13 protein-coding genes are annotated in these 15,145 nt (G+C 72.6%); 8 read left to right on the forward strand and 5 right to left on the reverse strand.

All coding sequences use genetic code 11. The features are described from left to right. The first annotated feature begins 8 nt into the window (after positions 1 to 8). A complete protein-coding gene (locus tag ACLIBK_RS12145; RefSeq protein WP_415387517.1) occupies positions 9 to 1,415 on the forward strand; it encodes a TRAP transporter large permease in 1,407 nt (468 codons plus the stop codon). Between the two features lie 123 nt (positions 1,416 to 1,538). Further along, positions 1,539 to 3,521: an amino acid permease gene (locus ACLIBK_RS12150; RefSeq protein WP_415387518.1), complete on the forward strand. Its 1,983-nt coding sequence runs from the start codon at positions 1,539 to 1,541 to the stop codon at positions 3,519 to 3,521. A gap of 131 nt (positions 3,522 to 3,652) precedes the next feature. On the opposite strand, the gene ACLIBK_RS12155 is transcribed toward ACLIBK_RS12150, so the two are convergent. Continuing rightward, positions 3,653 to 4,891, reverse strand: a complete 1,239-nt coding sequence (locus ACLIBK_RS12155) for an NAD(P)/FAD-dependent oxidoreductase (RefSeq protein ID WP_415387519.1) — start codon at positions 4,889 to 4,891, stop codon at positions 3,653 to 3,655. 121 nt (positions 4,892 to 5,012) lie between these two features. Further along, the gene (locus ACLIBK_RS12160) at positions 5,013 to 5,915 is read right to left on the reverse strand and encodes a hypothetical protein (RefSeq protein WP_415387520.1); all 903 of its coding nucleotides are present in this window, start codon (positions 5,913 to 5,915) and stop codon (positions 5,013 to 5,015) included. A 129-nt stretch (positions 5,916 to 6,044) separates the two neighbouring features. Between ACLIBK_RS12160 and ACLIBK_RS12165 the strand changes: the two genes are divergently transcribed. Continuing rightward, positions 6,045 to 6,908, forward strand: a complete 864-nt coding sequence (locus tag ACLIBK_RS12165) for an SDR family oxidoreductase (RefSeq protein WP_415387521.1) — start codon at positions 6,045 to 6,047, stop codon at positions 6,906 to 6,908. An 82-nt stretch (positions 6,909 to 6,990) separates the two neighbouring features. Next, a complete protein-coding gene (locus tag ACLIBK_RS12170) occupies positions 6,991 to 8,136 on the forward strand; it encodes an epoxide hydrolase family protein (RefSeq protein ID WP_415387522.1) in 1,146 nt (381 codons plus the stop codon). A 252-nt stretch (positions 8,137 to 8,388) separates the two neighbouring features. On the opposite strand, the gene ACLIBK_RS12175 is transcribed toward ACLIBK_RS12170, so the two are convergent. The 3 genes from ACLIBK_RS12175 to ACLIBK_RS12185 all read right to left on the reverse strand — a co-directional run bounded on the left by ACLIBK_RS12175 (position 8,389) and on the right by ACLIBK_RS12185 (position 11,416). After that, entirely contained in the window at positions 8,389 to 9,615 is a 1,227-nt protein-coding gene (locus tag ACLIBK_RS12175; RefSeq protein WP_415387523.1) for an ABC transporter substrate-binding protein, read from the reverse strand. A 230-nt stretch (positions 9,616 to 9,845) separates the two neighbouring features. After that, positions 9,846 to 10,169 (reverse strand): 2Fe-2S iron-sulfur cluster-binding protein, encoded by a 324-nt coding sequence (locus ACLIBK_RS12180; protein ID WP_415387524.1) that lies wholly within the window; start codon positions 10,167 to 10,169, stop codon positions 9,846 to 9,848. Positions 10,170 to 10,180: 11 nt separating this feature from the next. After that, complete coding sequence (locus tag ACLIBK_RS12185) at positions 10,181 to 11,416, reverse strand: cytochrome P450 (protein ID WP_415387525.1); 1,236 nt, start codon at positions 11,414 to 11,416, stop codon at positions 10,181 to 10,183. Positions 11,417 to 11,934: 518 nt separating this feature from the next. Here ACLIBK_RS12185 and modA point away from each other — a divergent pair. The 4 genes from modA (at position 11,935) to ACLIBK_RS12205 (ending at position 15,110) form a co-directional block, all read left to right on the forward strand. After that, complete coding sequence (gene modA / locus ACLIBK_RS12190; protein WP_415387526.1) at positions 11,935 to 12,726, forward strand: molybdate ABC transporter substrate-binding protein; 792 nt, start codon at positions 11,935 to 11,937, stop codon at positions 12,724 to 12,726. Between the two features lie 28 nt (positions 12,727 to 12,754). Beyond that, complete coding sequence (gene modB / locus ACLIBK_RS12195) at positions 12,755 to 13,477, forward strand: molybdate ABC transporter permease subunit (RefSeq protein WP_415387527.1); 723 nt, start codon at positions 12,755 to 12,757, stop codon at positions 13,475 to 13,477. Between the two features lie 13 nt (positions 13,478 to 13,490). Then, positions 13,491 to 14,603, forward strand: a complete 1,113-nt coding sequence (modC, locus tag ACLIBK_RS12200) for a molybdenum ABC transporter ATP-binding protein (RefSeq protein WP_415387528.1) — start codon at positions 13,491 to 13,493, stop codon at positions 14,601 to 14,603. A 126-nt stretch (positions 14,604 to 14,729) separates the two neighbouring features. After that, positions 14,730 to 15,110 (forward strand): winged helix-turn-helix domain-containing protein, encoded by a 381-nt coding sequence (locus tag ACLIBK_RS12205; protein WP_415387529.1) that lies wholly within the window; start codon positions 14,730 to 14,732, stop codon positions 15,108 to 15,110. Positions 15,111 to 15,145: the final 35 nt, after the last annotated feature.

Raw genomic sequence — 15,145 nt, forward strand, 5'->3', positions numbered from 1 at the left:
AGGCTTCCATGAACGTGGATATCATGCCGCCGATCATGTTCGGCGGGCTGGTGCTTTTCCTGCTGCTCGGCTTTCCCGTGGCCTTCTCGCTGGCGGCCACGGGCCTGTTCTTCGGCTTCATCAGCATCGAGCTGGGCTTCTTCACCGAAGCCTACCTGTACAACCTGCCGCTGCGGGTCTTCGGCATCCTCAGCAACGACCTGCTGCTGAGCATCCCCTTCTTCACCCTGATGGGCGCGGTGCTGGAACGCTGCGGCCTGGCCGAGGACCTGCTGGAAGGCACCGGCCAGCTCTTCGGCAAGATCCCCGGCGGCCTGGCCTACGCGGTGATCCTGGTGGGCGCGGTGCTGGGCGCCATCACCGGCACGGTGGCGGCCTCGGTGATCGCGATGGGCATGATCTCGCTGCCGATCATGCTGCGCTACGGCTACGACGTGCGCATCGCCACCGGCGTCATCGCGGCGTCGGGCACCATCACGCAGGTGATCCCGCCCTCGCTGGTGCTGATCGTGCTGGGCGACCAGCTCGGCAAGTCGGTGGGCGACATGTACGCGGGGGCCATCGGCCCTTCCATCCTGCAGATCGTGCTGTTCGTGGGTTTTATCGCGGCGGTGTCGATCCTCGCGCCCCACAAGGTGCCGCCCCTGCCGGAATCGGCGCGCACGCAGCGCGGCTGGCCGCTGATCTGGCGGGTGTTCAAGGGCATGGTGCCCTCCGTGGTGCTGATCTTCCTGGTGCTCGGCACGATCTTCCTGGGCCTCGCCACCCCCACGGAGGCCGGCGCCATGGGCGCGGTGGGCGCCATCGCCCTGGCGATGGTGAACGGCCGCTATTCCTGGAAGCTGCTGCGCGAGGCGATGAGCAACACCATGCGGATCACCGCCATGGTGATCTTCATCCTGATCGGCGCCACCGTGTTTTCCCTGGTGTTCCAGGGCGTCGATGGCGGCATCTGGCTGGAACACCTGCTGTCGCACCTGCCGGGCGGTCAGATCGGCTTCCTGGTCTTCGTCAACATCTTCATCTTCTTCCTGGCCTTCTTTCTCGACTTCTTCGAGATCGCCTTCATCATCATCCCGCTGCTCGCCCCCGTGGCGGCCAAGCTGGGCATCGACCTGGTGTGGTTCGGGGTGCTGCTCTGCGTGAACATGCAGACCTCCTTCATGCACCCGCCCTTCGGCTTCGCGCTGTTCTACCTGCGCGGCATCGCGCCGCGTTCCGTGAAGTCCTCGGATATTTACTACGGCGCGATCCCCTGGCTCCTGCTGCAGCTCGCCCTGGTGGGAATCCTGATCCTGTGGCCGGAAAGCGTGACCTATTGGCTGGACAAGGGTTCGGGCGTGGACCCCTCCACCGTGCGGATCGAGGTGCCGATGCCCGACATGGGCGAGGAGCCGCCGATCGAGTTCAAGTAGCGCTGCCGGCGCGGTCCGGGCGGCGCGCTCCGGGCCGCGACCTTCGCTGTTGTCCGGCGTTACCCCAGGCTTTCCGCAACGGGGGAAACAGCCGATGACGCGTGACAGCCGGGGCCGGCGCGCATGTCCTTCCTGAAATTCCTCCTCGGCCGCCCGGTCGCCAACCGGGAAGCCGAGGGGCGCAAGATCGGCGTGGTCGCCGGCGTGCCCGCCATGGGGCTCGACGGGCTCGGCTCCGCCTCCTACGGGCCCGAAGCGGCACTGGCCGTGCTGGCGGTGGCGGGCACGGCGGGACTGGAACATCTGACGCCAATCATCTGGGTGATCCTGGCGCTGCTGGCGGTGCTGTTCCTGTCCTACTGGCAGACCATCGCCGCCTACCCGAACAACGGCTCCTCCTACCTCGTGGCCCGGGAGAACCTGGGCGAGAAATCCGGGTTGCTCGCCGCGGCGGCGCTGATGGTGGACTACCTGCTCAACGTCGCCGTCGGCATCTCGGCGGGGGTGGGGGCGCTGACCTCGGCCCTGCCGGTGCTGCACCCCTACACGCTGCCGCTCTGCCTGGGCATCCTGGCCGTCATCACCCTGGTGAACCTGCGCGGCACGCGGGAGGCCGGGCTGGCGCTGTCGGTGCCGACCTACCTGTTCATCGCCAGCCTGGCCGCCGTGCTGGTCTGGGGCCTGTTCAAGATGATGGGCGCCGAGGGCCCGCCGCAGCCGGTGGTGCCGCCCCCGCCGCACCCCCAGGGCCAGGAAGCCCTGACGCTGTGGCTGCTGCTGCGCGCCTTTGCCAGCGGCTGCACCGCCATGACCGGCGTGGAGGCGGTGAGCAACAGCATGAGCGCCTTTCGCGAGCCGCGGGTGAAATACGCCCATGGCACGCTGGCGGCCATCGTGGCGGTGCTGGGCCTGCTGCTGTTGGGCATCGCCCACCTCGCCCAGGGCTACGGCATCATGGCCATGGACCAGACCGCCGAGGGCTACCAGAGCGTGCTGTCGCAGCTGGTGGCCGCCGTGGCCGGGCGGAACTGGCTGTATTACCTGACCATATCGAGCGTGCTGGCGGTGCTGTGCCTCTCGGCCAACACCAGCTTCGTGGGCTTTCCGCGCCTGTGCCATCTGGTCGCGCAGGACGGCTACCTCCCGCGCCCCTTCGCCGTGCCCGGCCGGCGGCTGGTGTATTCAGTGGGCGTGCTGTTCCTGACGGTGGGCGCGGGTGGGCTGCTGATCCTGTTCGGCGGCATCACCGACCGGCTGATCCCGCTGTTTGCCGTGGGGGCGGTGATGTCCTTCACCTTGTCCCAGGCCGGCATGGCCGCGCATTGGTGGCGCGCGGGCAAGGACGGCGAGGCCGGCAGCCGCGGTGGCACGCGGCTGAAGCTGGCGATCAACGGCACGGGCGCGCTGTTCACGGCGGCGGCTCTGCTGGTGATCCTGGTGGCCAAGTTCACCGAGGGCGCCTGGCTGACCGCCATCATCATTCCCGCCGCCCTGCTGCTGCTGGTGACCGTGCGCCACTACTACGACGGCGTGGACCGGCAGGTGCTGCGCGGAGCCGAGCGCCGCATCGCCGTGCGGTCCGACCCGACCCCGCCCGCCGTGCTGGTGCCGATCGCGCGCTGGGACCGGCTGAGCCGCAAGGCGGTGGAGGTGGCGCGGCAGCTCTCGCCCGAGGTCACCGTGCTGCACGTCACCGAGCTGGCCGGCCCCGATGAAGAAGCGCCGGACGAAGCCCAGTCCAAGGCCCTGCGCGAGGAATGGCGCGACGCGGTGGAGCAGCCCCTGCAACGCGCCGGCGCGCCCCTGCCCAGGCTGCGGCTCCTGTCCTCGCCCTTTCGCAGCGTCCTGGCGCCGCTGCTGCGCGAGGTGGAGGCGGTGCAGCGTCGCTCCCCCGGCCGCGCCATCGTGGTGGTGCTGCCGGAACTGGTGGAAGGCCACTGGTGGGCCCGGGTGATGCACGAGCACCGCGAGCGCCGCCTGCGCGCCCAGCTGCTGCGCCACGGCGGGGCCGGCCTGACCGTGCTGTCCGTGCCCTGGCAGCTGGTGCCGCCCGCCCCGGCCGAAGCCATGGCCGAGGAAGAGCCCGCGCCGGAACCGGCGGGCTGAGGTTGGTCTTCGGTGTTCTGGCCGGGGCCAGAGGGGCGCTGCGCCTTTGCCCTGGTGTCCAGGGGCAGCGCCCCTGGCCAACGCTCAAACCACCCGGAACCGGCCGCCCCGCCCGGAGCGGATGCCCCGGCTCAGGCCGGCTTCGCGGTGCCGGCGGACAGGCGGGCCTTCAGATTGAAGCCGAGATCGGCGGCCTCGTCCGGCGACACCGGGACGCCGGCCGCGATCAGGCGGCGCGCCACCACGTGGTCGGCAGCGCGGTTGACGCTTTCCACGCCGCGCAGCACGTCGCCCTCGTAGCAGAATACGGAGAAGCTGCCGCTCTCGACGTCGCCGCGCACCACGGTGCGGTCCTGGTCGATGGCCAGGCCGGCGATCTGCAGCCGCAGCTTGCCCTGGTCGCTCCAGAACCAGGGCACGGCGCGATAGGGCAGGGCAGGGCCACCGGCCAGGCGTGCCGCCAGGGCGCGCGCCTGGTCCACCGCGTTCTGCACGGATTCCAGCCGCACGGGATGCCGGGCATAGGCGCCGGGATACAGGGCGCAGTCGCCGATCGCCGCCACGTCCGGGTCGGGGGTGAACAGCGTCTCGTCCACGATGATGCCGTTGCCCGTGGGCAGGCCGCAGTCTCGCGCCAGTTCCTGGTTGGGCTGCACGCCGATGCCGACCACCACGAGGTCCGCCCGCACCACCTGCCCGCCGGCCTCCACCCCCGCGGCGCGGCCGTTCTCGGCGATGATGCGCGTGGCGGGGGCGTTGAACAGGAAGCGGATGCCGGCCTCGGCGTGGCGGGCGCCGAAGAACAGCGCCGCGGTCTCGGAGGTGGTGCGCGCCATCGGCCGCGCGGTGGCCTCGATCACCGTGACCGGCAGGGGCTGGGCCACGGCCAGCGCCGCCACCTCCAGCCCCACGAAGCCGGCGCCCACCACCGCCACCTCGCGCGCCGTGGCCATGGCTTCGCGCAGCGCCCGCGCGTCGGCCAGGCTGCGCACCATGAACACGCCGGGCAAGTCCGAGCCCGGCACGGGCAGCACGCGGTTGCGGGCGCCGGTGGCGAAAACCAGCCGGTCGTAATCCAGTGCGGTGCCGGAGCGCAGCCGGACGCGCTTGGCCGGCCGGTCCACGGATTCCACCGTTTCGCCCAGCAGCAGTTCCACCCGCTGCTGCGCGTAGTAGTCGGCGGCACGGAAGAACAGGGACTGTTCCGTGGCCTGCCCGGCGAGGAATTCCTTGGACAAAGGCGGCCGCTGGTAGGGCGCCTCCACTTCGTCGCCGATCAGCGTGATCGCGCCGTCATAGCCGCCTTCCCGCAGGGAGGAGGCGAGTTGCGAGGCGGCCTGCCCGGCCCCCACCACGACGATCCCGGGCATCAGCCCCGTCCCCGCACCGCGACGCCGAGCCGCATCCTGACCGCTCCCCCGTGTTGATCGGGCGGCACCCTACGGTGGCGGGCGGACGGCGGCAAACCGGCGCGCTGCTCCTGCCGCCCGGTCAGATCGCCGGGCTGCCCGCTCCCATGCCCGCCACCCCGGCCGAGCGCGTGGCACCGTAGGGCACGCCCGCGAAGTCGCGCAGGCGCTGTTCCACGTTGTTGAAGGCGTTGCGCTGCGCCGGGGACAGCGGCGCATCCGGAGTGCGGGCGCGGTGCTCCAGCCAGCGCGCCACCGTGGCGGCGCCGCGGCGATGCGCGGCCGCCACCAGCCCGGCCTCGGTCAGCGGCACGGGTTGGCCGTCCAGCCCCGGCAGCACCTGTCCCACCGTCGCCATGCTGCCATTGGCCGTCAGCTGCGACGCCTTGCGCTGCAGGTAGGTATCCATCGCCGCTTCCTGCGCCGCGGCATTGCCGAGGAAACCGGCATCGCTGGTCACGCCCTGCCGCGCCGCGGTGTCGGTCCAGCGGCCCTGCGCGTCCTGCCAGCCGATGTCGCGCAGCGCGACGGGCATGAACTGGTAGCGGCCCAGCGCGCCGGAGGAGGCGTTGCGCGCGCCGTAGCCCATGCCCGGCTCCTGCCCGCTTTCCAGCAGGGCGATCCGCGCCCGCAGTTCCGCCTCCCCTGCCCCGGGCGCGGCGGCGAAGGCGCGCGGTGCGGGGGTGCGCAGCGCCACCACCTGCACCCCGGCGGGGGCGGCCGTGCGGTCCGGCCCGGCCGCGGTTCTGGCCAGGCTGCGGGCAGCAGCGGCGGCGTCTCGCGCCTGGCTGTTCGCTTCCGCCTGGGCCAGCAGCGCCAGGGACTGGGCGTTGATCCGGGCCGCCTGGGGCCGGGCGGGCGGAAACGGCGCCTGCGCGCGGGCGAGGGCGCCCTTGAAGTCGGCGGTCTTGGCCACGGCCTTGCCGCCGGCCGTGGGCGCGGGATGAGATGTGGGCGCGAGGCGGCCGGTGGCCTGGGTCGTCACGGTCCGAAGCGCCTCCTCTGCGTCCCATTGCATCCTGGGGCGCATTGGTTGACGGGACGTGAACGATGCCGGCTGCACCCCGGCCCGCCGGCGCGCCGTTGTGTTGCGCACCAGCGCAGGAAACCCGCCATGTCCGAACAGCAGCGCCCCCCGCAACACCAGGACAAGCAGCCCGGCATCGAGGCCGAGATGACGCCCCGGCCCGAGAGCGAGATGCGCCACTGGAAGCCGGCGAACAAGCTGGCCGGCAAGGGCGCGATCGTGACGGGCGGGGATTCCGGCATCGGCCGCGCGGTCGCGATCGGCTTCGCCAAGGAGGGCGCCGACGTGGTGATCCTGTACAAGGACGAGCATGGCGACGCGCAGGACACGCAGCGCTTGGTGGAAGCGGAAGGCCGGCGCTGCGAGATCATCGCGGGCGATGTCGGCGACAGCGGTTTCGTGCGCGAAGCCGTGAACCGCGCGGCGCAGTTCCTGGGCGGCACCATCGACATCCTGGTGAACAACGCCGCCGAGCAGCACGAATGCGAGGACGTGGCCGAGATCCCCGAGGAGCAGGTGGAGCGCACCTTCCGCACCAACATCTTCGGCTATTTCTGGATGGTGAAATACGCCGTGCCGCACATGAAGGAGGGTGGGGCGATCATCAACACCACCTCCGTCACCGCCTATCGCGGCAGCCCGCAGCTGCTGGACTATTCCGCCACCAAGGGCGCGATCCTGGCCTTCACGCGGGCGCTGTCGCAGCAGCTGTGGCAATCGCGCAAGATCCGGGTGAACGGCGTGGCGCCGGGGCCGATCTGGACGCCGCTGATCCCCGCCTCCTTCGACGACGAGAGCACGGCGAAGCACGGCGCTTCCGCCAAGATGGGCCGCGCCGGCCAGCCGGACGAATGCGCGCCGGCCTATATCTTCCTGGCCTCCAACCTCGACAGCTCCTACATCACCGGGCAGGTGATCCACCCCAACGGGGGCGACGTGGTGAACGGCTGACGGTTCGGGGACGCGCGCCCCCGCCGGGCCACGCGTCCCCTGCCACCCCAGGGCGGTGTGCGCGCCGCCGAGGAGCGAGCCCTTGCCCGTCACGCCTTTCACCGTGTCCTGGGACGCCGAGGCGGTCCGCCGCGTCCTGGACCGCGTCCGGCAGCATCCCTTCCCGCCCGCGCCGCAAGGCAGCGGCTGGCGCTACGGCGTGGAGGACGGTTTTCTGCGCGACCTCTGCGCCTACTGGACCGATGGCTTCGACTGGCAGGCAGCGGTGGCGAACCTCAACCGCTTCCCGCAATTCACCGCCACGGTGGACGGCTTCCCGCTGCACTTCCTGCATGTGCGCGGCGAGGCGACAGAACGGCGGCCGCTGCTGCTGACCCATGGCTGGCCGGGCTCGCATTTCGAGTTCTGGAAGGTGATCGAGCCCCTGGCCTTTCCGTCCCGCCACGGTGGCCGGGCGGAGGACGGTTTCGACCTCGTGATCCCTTCCCTGCCCGGCTTCGGCTTTTCCGGCCGGCCCGCCGCGCCGATTGACCAGCGCCGCACGGCGGAACTGTTCCGCCAACTGATGACGGAGGTGCTAGGCTATCCCCGCTTCCTCGCCCATGGCGGCGACTGGGGCGCGATGGTGACGGGCTATCTCGGGCTGGACCACGGCGACGCGGTGGCGGCCGCCCACATGACCATGCTGTTCCCGCAGCCCGGGGCGGAGCCGGACACCGCCGAGGAGAAAGAGTGGGCGGCGAAGCCGCCAATGATCGAGCAGGCGCTCGGCGGCTATCGCCACGTGCAGGCCACCAAGCCGGGTGGGCTGGCGCAGGCCATGGCGGGCAACCCCGTGGGCCAGGCCGCCTGGATCATCGAGCGTTTCCACGACTGGGCCGACCTGCGGGAACGCCCCTTCGAGGACGTCTTCACGCGCGACGAGCTGCTCACCAACGTCATGATCTACGTGATGACGGAAGCCTTCGCCACGAGCACCTGGTTCTACGTCGCCGCCGTCGAGAAGGCGCTGCGCAAGCTGCAACCCGGGCAGCGCGTCACCACGCCCACCGCCTTCGCGCGCTTTCCCGACCCGCTGCATCCCTGGCCGCCCCGACCTTTCGTCGAGAAGGGCTACACGGTGAGCCGCTGGACGGACATGCCGCGCGGCGGGCACTTCGCGGCGCTGGAAGCGCCCGACCTGCTGGTGGACGACCTGCGCGACTGGGCGGCCGCGGCCTGGCGCTGAGCTCGTCGCGCAGGGGCGGGTGGGGTTGTGGCCGTCGCCGCCGGACGATGGCCTGGCCTGTGGCGGCGAGGAAGGCCGGGGGAGTGAACTCCCCCGGTCCCCCTCCTTTTTTCGGGAGTAAGAGAGCCCCGGCGGCCACCGGCGCCCCCCCCAAGACTCCCGAAAATAGAAGGGGGTCCGGGGGGATACCTCCCCCCGGCTTGCTGCTTCCACCCAGTCCGAACAATGGCGCGAGGTGAGCGGCTGCCTTCCTCAGCGCACCAGCGGGCAGCCGCCCTCCGCCATCGGCCGGAAGGCCTGCTCCGCCGGCAAGCTCTGCACGAGGTTGTAGTAGTCCCAGGGATAGCGGGATTCCGACGGCTTCTTCACCTGGAACAGGTGCATGGCGTGGATCGCCCGCCCATCCGCGCGCACCGTGACCTGGCCGAAGAGCGGGTCCTGGATCGGCGCGCGCTTCATGGCCGGTACCGCCTCGCGCGCGTCGTCGCTGTTCGCGGCGGCCACGGCGTTCAGGTAGGCCAGGGTCGCGGAATACACCCCGGCGTGGTTGGAGGACGGCATGCGGCCGTTGTTGCGCTCGGCGAAGCGGCGGCTCCAGGCGCGGGTGGCGTCGTCCATGTCCCAGTAGAAGGCTTCGCTCAGCAGCAGCCCCTGCCCGGTCTGCAGCCCCATCGCGTTGATGTCCTGCACGAACAGCAGGAAGCCCACCAGGGACTGCCCCGATCCCGGCGCGCCGATGCCGAACTCCGCTGCCTGCTTCACCGCGTTCAGCGTGTCCGTGCCGGCATTGGCCAGCCCGATCACCTTGGCCCGCGACCCGCGCGCCTGCAGCAGCAGGGAGGAATAGTCGGTGTTGCCCAGCGGATGCCGCGCGGTGCCCAGCACGCGGCCGCCGTGGCCGGTGACGTACTCGCTGGCGTCGCGGGTGATGGACTGGCCCAGCGCGTAGTCCACCGCCAGGAAGTACCAGCTGTCGCCGCCGCGCTGCACCATGGCGGCGGCAGTGGAATTGGCGATGGCCCAGGTGTCCGTCACCCACTGCACGGTGTTGGGCGAACAGGCCCGGCCCGTCAGGTCCGACGAGGCCGTGGAGGAAGCCAGGAACGTCGCGCGGGAATTGCGCAGGAGGTCGTTCACCGCCAGGCCGACGGCGGAGTTCGGCACGTCCACCACCGCATCCACCCCGTCCACGTCGATCCAGCGCCGCACCAGGGCGGAGCCGACATCGGCGCGGTTCTGGTGGTCGCCGCCCACGATCTCGACGCGGATGTTCTTGCCGCCGCCGTTGAAATCCTCCGCCGCCATGCGCGCGGCCAGCACGGAGCCGGGGCCGTTGTAGTCCTGGAAAATGCCGGAGGTGTCGTTCAGCACTCCCACCCGCACCACGCCGCCCGAGATGTCCGCCTGCGCCGGCCGGCACAGCCCGGCCAGCAGCGCCCCCGCCATCAGCATGGCGAGCCCGATCCCCTGATGCCTCAACGCACGTCCTCCCTCTCGTTCTGGTCGTGTTTTCTGCTGGCCCGGTTTTCCGGGAATGGAACGGGCCGCACCGAGGGCGCCCCGCCGCAACATGGTCGCCGCCGGCACTGGCCGCGGCCGGCTGCCCGCCTCCTGCGGGCAGCAAGGCCCCGCAGTGATCTGCCGCCGGACCCGATCCGCGGCGGCCGGCAAGAGCCGGAGCGCCGGGTCGGGCCTGCGAACAGCGGTTTCTAGACTTGCTGCTCCGGCAGCCGCACCACCAGCCCGTCCAGGGCCGCCGTCATCTCGATCTGGCAGCTGAGGCGGCTGTTGGGCAGGCGGTCGCTGGCGGTGCCGTCCAGCAGCGCGTCCTCGTCCGCCGACATGGCCGGCAGCAGCGCCAGGAATTCCGGCTCTACGTAAACGTGGCAGGTCGCGCACATCGCGTTGCCGCCGCATTCCGCGACGATGCCGGCGATGCCGTGCGCCACGGCGCCGTGCATCACGCTGTCGCCGGCGGGAAGCTCCAGCGTCTGTTGGCGGCCGTCGGGGTGGAGGAAGCTGACATTCGGCATGGGATGGTGTCTCACGCGCCCGCGGGGCGAAGGGTGACCGGCAGGCTCGCCAGCCCGCGCAGCGTGTTGTTGTACTTGCGCACCGGCTCGCCGGTGATCTCGATGGCGGAAACCTTGCGCGCCAGGGCGGCCAGCATGACCTCGCCCTCCAGCCGCGCCAGCAGCTGGCCCACGCACATATGCACGCCCGAACCGAAGCCGACATGGCCGCTGGTACGGCGGGAAATGTCGTAGCGTTCCGGCTCCTCCCAGCGGCGCGGGTCGCGGTTGGCGGCGCCCAGGAACATCAGCACCTTCTGCCCTTCGCCCACGGTGGTGCCGCCGACCACCACCGCGCGGGTGGTGGTGCGGAAAAAGGTCTGCACCGGGCTCTCGAAGCGGATCGCCTCCTCGAAGGCGCCACGGGCCAGGGACGGGTCGGCGTGCAGCCGGGCCCATTGGTCCGGGAAGCGCGCCAGGCAGTAGATGGCGGCGCCGATGCCGTGCACGGTGGTGTCCAGCCCCGCCGTCAGCAGCGAGCGCACCAGCATCGCCGCTTCCGCGGGCGTGATCTCGCCGGTGTCGGCGGCCGCGTGCACCTGGGCGCCGATGCCGTCCGGCGCGAGGTTCTCGCGCTGGCACTGTTCCGTCACCCAGGCGACGTGCGGCGCCGCATCCGCCAGCGCCTGCCGGCGCAGCGCGTTGTCGGGGCCGAAGGCGTTGAAGGCCAGGCCGCCATAGGGCAGCAGGTGCTCGCGCCCGTCCTGTCGCAGCCCCACCGCGTCGGGAAACACGGTCAGCGGGAAAGCCTCGGCGAGGTCGGCGATGCCGTCGAAGGAACCACGCCGCACCAGCTCCTCCGCCTTGCGCTCGGCGGCGGCGGCGAAGCCTTCGCGCAAGCGCTTCATCACCGCGGGGGACAGCGCGCGGTTCAGCACGGCCCGGGCGCGGTCATGCTCGGGCGGGTCGGTTTCCAGCACCAGGCTGGGCGGGCGCCAGGGCTTTTCCCGGGCGAAGTCGCTCATGCCCACGCCGCGGCTGGAACAGAAGGTCTGCCAGTCGTTCAGCACGGCATGGACCTCGGCGTAGCGGGCCACGGCATAGATGCCGTAGCGGTCCAGCCACACGATCGGGCCGGCTTCGCGCAGCTCCTCGTGGATGCGGTGCGGGTTCTCGAAGAACTCCATCGAGAAGGGGTCGGCGTGGGACACCGGCGCCGCCGGGTGTGCCGCCGTGTCGGTGGCGGGTGGCTCGGTGGTGATGCTCATGCGGTGTCCTCCGGGTGGAAGGGATGCCATTGCGCCGTGCCCAGGACCGCCGTCGCGCGCCGCGCGGCTGGCGCGGCGGCGCGGGGCGGCCCGGAGATGCGGCGGCGGAAAGGCGCGGAAGCCGTGGCGGATCGGGGTCGCGCCGGGCAGGACGGCGACGCCGGAACAGGCAACGCCGCCGGCCGGGCCGCCGTCGCGCCCCTGCTGCCGGTCCGGGCGCGCGCGCCGGGGGCGCTTCGCTGCGGGAACGCCTGCCTCATCCCTGGACCCTGTTTTCCTCGATCAAAGGCGGGTTGCTCCGCTCTCGGCGCGGCCGGTGGCCGTTGCCCGGCATTGTCGCCCAAGGTCGGCGGGGGGAGCAATCTCCCATTCCGCTCCCCCGCGCCGCGGCCGGAATGCCGCGCGCGGCATCGGGCGCACGGTGCGTCGCGTGACGTCGGGTTCCGGTCCTGCGTATTGCGCGCTCCCCCGAAACACCGATATGTCCTGTTGGGAATAGCGAGCGGGAGAACGCTGCCATGCTGCGTCGTCGGCCCCTGGTGGCGGCACTCGCTGCCGCCGTTCCGCTCGGCTGGCCCGCCCTGTCCCGGGCGCAGGGCGCCGAGGGCCCCACGGTGTTCGCCGCCGCCAGCCTGACGGACGCGATGCGCGCGCTGGGCGAGCAGTGGCGCGCCAAGGGCCACCCGGCGCCGCGCTTCTCCTTTGCCGCGTCCTCGGCGCTGGCGCGGCAGATGGAGCAGGGCGCGCCCGCCGACCTCTTCGCCTCCGCCGACGAGCCCTGGATGGACTACGTCCAGGGGCGCGGCCTGATCGTGGAAAGCACCCGCTCCAGCCCGCTGAGCAACAGCCTCGTGCTGATCGCGCCCGCCGACCGGCCCGGACCGGCGGTGACGCTGGACCGCGGCACCGACCTCGCCGCCCTGCTCGGCCCGGACGGACGGCTCGCCACCGGTGATCCCACCAACGTGCCGGTGGGCCAGTATGCCGAAGCCGCGCTGCGCTGGATGGGGCAGTGGGAGGCGCTGTCGCCCCGCATCGCCCGCGCCGACAATGTCCGCTCCGCCCTGCTGCTGGTGGAGCGCGGCGAGGCGCCGCTGGGCATCGTGTATGCCACCGATGCCGCGGCCTCGCGCGGGGTGCGGGTGGTGGCCAGCTTCCCGGCCGACAGCCACCCGCCGGTGACCTATCCCTTCGCCCTGGCCCGCCGCGCCGCCGGCCATGCCGAGGCGCGCGCCTTCCTGGCCTTCGCCACCGGCGCCGAAGCAGCCGCCGTTTACCAGCGCTTCGGCTTCGGGTGGCGGGCGGAATAGCGGCCCTGCCGGGGAGCCCGCACCGCCCATGCCGCTGCCCGACGGCGCGACCGCCTGGCTGAGCGCGGAAGAATGGCAGGCCGTGCGCCTCAGCCTGGCGGTGGCGCTGCGCTCGGTGCTGTTCGGCCTGCCGCCGGCGGTGCTGGCGGCCTGGCTGCTGGCGCGGGGGCGCTTTCCCGGCCGGGCGCTGCTGGACGCGCTCGTGCACCTGCCGCTGGTGATGCCGCCCGTGGTGGTGGGCTGGCTGCTGCTGGTCACCTTCGGGCTGCGCGGGCCGCTGGGGGCGCCGCTGCACGAATGGTTCGGGATCCGGCTGGTGTTCACCACCGCCGGCGCGTCCCTGGCCACCGCGGTGATGAGCTTTCCCCTGATCGTGCGCGCAGTGCGGCTGAGCCTGGACGGGGTGGACCCCGGGCTGGAAGCCGCGGCGCGCACGCTGGGCGCCGGGCCGCTGGACCGCTTCGTCACCGTCACCCTGCCGCTGATCGCGCCGGGCATTCTGTCGGGCGCCATCACCGCCTTTGCCGCGGGGCTGGGCGAGTTTGGCGCGGTGATCACCTTCGCCTCCAACATCCCCGGCGCCACCCAGACGCTGCCGCTGGCGATCTACAGCGCCACCCAGACCCCGGGCGGCGAGGCGACGGCCGCCAGGCTCGCCGCCGTGTCCCTGGTGCTGGCCGTGGCCGGCCTGCTGCTGGCCGAGTTCCTGGGGCGTCGCCTGCAGGTGCTGCTGGGGCGGGCGCCGCGTTGAGGCGGCCCCGCTGATGCTGGAGCTCGCCCTGCGGCATCGCTTTCCCGGCCCGGACGGCTTTTCCCTGGATATCGACCTCGCCCTGCCCACGCCGGGCGTGACCGCGATCTTCGGCCCGTCCGGCTGCGGCAAGTCCACGGTGCTGGCGGCGGTGGCCGGGCTGCTGCGGCCGCAGGCCGGGCGCATCGCACTGGACGGGCGGGTGCTGTTCGACGCGGCGCGGCGGCTGGAGGTCCCGGCGGAACGGCGCCGCTGCGCCGTGGTGTTCCAGGATGCGCGGCTGTTTCCGCACCTCTCGGTGGCGGGCAACCTGCGCTACGGGCTGCGCCGCGCGCCCTCGGGAGCAATAGGGCCAGGCTTCGCCGAGGTGGTGTCCCTGCTGGGCATCGAAGGCCTGCTCAGCCGCCGGCCGGCGGGGTTGTCGGGCGGGGAGAAGCAGCGCGTGGCGCTGGGCCGGGCGCTGCTGTGCCGCCCGCAGCTGCTGCTGATGGACGAGCCGCTGGCCGCGCTGGACGCGCCGCGCAAGGCCGAGCTGCTGCCCTTCCTGGCGCGGCTGCGCGACGCGCTGCGGGTGCCCGTGCTCTACGTGACGCACGCGCTGGACGAGGTGGACCACCTCGCCGACACGCTGGTGCTGCTGCAGGCGGGCCGCGTGCTGGCCAGCGGCGGGGTCGAGGCGCTCTCGGCCCGCACCGACCTGCCGCTGCTGCTGGATCGGCGCGACGCCGGGGTGGTGCTGTTCTGCACCGTGCTGGCGCACGAGCCGGGGCGCGGCCTGTCCCGCCTGGGCTTCGCGGGCGGCGAGCTGCTGGTGCCGCTGCAGCCGGGCGCCGCGGGATCGGCGCTGCGGGTGCGGGTGCGCGCCCGCGACGTGGCCGTCGCCACCGAGGCCCCGCGCGGCCTGTCCGTGCAGAACATGCTGCGGGCGGTGCTGGAGGCGATCGAGCCCGGGCGGCCGCACGAGGTGACGCTGCGGCTGCGCGTGGGACCCAGCACCCTGTTGTCGCGCGTGACGTCGGATGCGGTGGGGCGGCTGGGGCTGGCGCCGGGCATGCCGCTCTGGGCGCTGGTGAAGTCCGTGGCCTTCAGCCCGGGGCCGGGACGACGGGAGGAGGTGGAGGCGTGACGCGCCCGGCGCAGCCCGCATTCTGCCGGGTGGCCCGGGCGCGCGGTGCCGGCGGCCGGCACGGCCGGCCCCGCGTCGCCGCCGCGGCGATTGCCCCCCTGGTCCCCGCGTGATTGGGTCGCCGCGATGCCCAAGCCGAGAACAGCCACCGCCGCGGATGCCGACGCGCCCCCGAGGCTGAGCGTGCGCCTGGACCTCGGCGCCGGCCTGCGCATCGGGCCGGGCAAGGTCACGCTGCTGGAGGAGATCGGCCGCAGCGGCTCCATCTCCGCCGCGGGACGGGCGCTGCGGATGTCCTACCGGCGAGCCTGGGAACTGGTGGAGGACCTCAACCGCGGCATGGGCACGCCGGTGGTAGAAACCGCGGCGGGCGGCGCCGGCGGCGGCGGGGCCCGGCTGACGGCGGCGGGCGAGGCCGTGGTGCAGCGCTACCGCGCCATCGAGGCCGACACCAACGCGGCGGCCGGGGCGCATCTCGAAGCGCTGGCCCGCATCCGCCAGGGCTGACGGCGCGGCCGGGTCGCCGCCCCGCACCGCGCCGT

The organism is Roseomonas sp. BN140053, assembly GCF_047690175.1.
Classification (GTDB): Bacteria; Pseudomonadota; Alphaproteobacteria; order Acetobacterales; family Acetobacteraceae; genus Roseomonas.

What these genes read in the sequence shown, in the direction of transcription:
- ACLIBK_RS12145 (WP_415387517.1), top strand. Translation starts at nt 9, where the DNA reads ATGAACGTGGATATCATGCCGCCGATCATGTTCGGCGGGCTGGTGCTT.
- ACLIBK_RS12150 (WP_415387518.1), top strand. Translation starts at nt 1,539, where the DNA reads ATGTCCTTCCTGAAATTCCTCCTCGGCCGCCCGGTCGCCAACCGGGAA.
- ACLIBK_RS12155 (WP_415387519.1), bottom strand. Translation starts at nt 4,891, where the DNA reads ATGCCCGGGATCGTCGTGGTGGGGGCCGGGCAGGCCGCCTCGCAACTC.
- ACLIBK_RS12165 (WP_415387521.1), top strand. Translation starts at nt 6,045, where the DNA reads ATGTCCGAACAGCAGCGCCCCCCGCAACACCAGGACAAGCAGCCCGGC.
- ACLIBK_RS12180 (WP_415387524.1), bottom strand. Translation starts at nt 10,169, where the DNA reads ATGCCGAATGTCAGCTTCCTCCACCCCGACGGCCGCCAACAGACGCTG.
- ACLIBK_RS12185 (WP_415387525.1), bottom strand. Translation starts at nt 11,416, where the DNA reads ATGAGCATCACCACCGAGCCACCCGCCACCGACACGGCGGCACACCCG.
- modA (WP_415387526.1), top strand. Translation starts at nt 11,935, where the DNA reads ATGCTGCGTCGTCGGCCCCTGGTGGCGGCACTCGCTGCCGCCGTTCCG.
- modB (WP_415387527.1), top strand. Translation starts at nt 12,755, where the DNA reads ATGCCGCTGCCCGACGGCGCGACCGCCTGGCTGAGCGCGGAAGAATGG.
- modC (WP_415387528.1), top strand. Translation starts at nt 13,491, where the DNA reads ATGCTGGAGCTCGCCCTGCGGCATCGCTTTCCCGGCCCGGACGGCTTT.
- ACLIBK_RS12205 (WP_415387529.1), top strand. Translation starts at nt 14,730, where the DNA reads ATGCCCAAGCCGAGAACAGCCACCGCCGCGGATGCCGACGCGCCCCCG.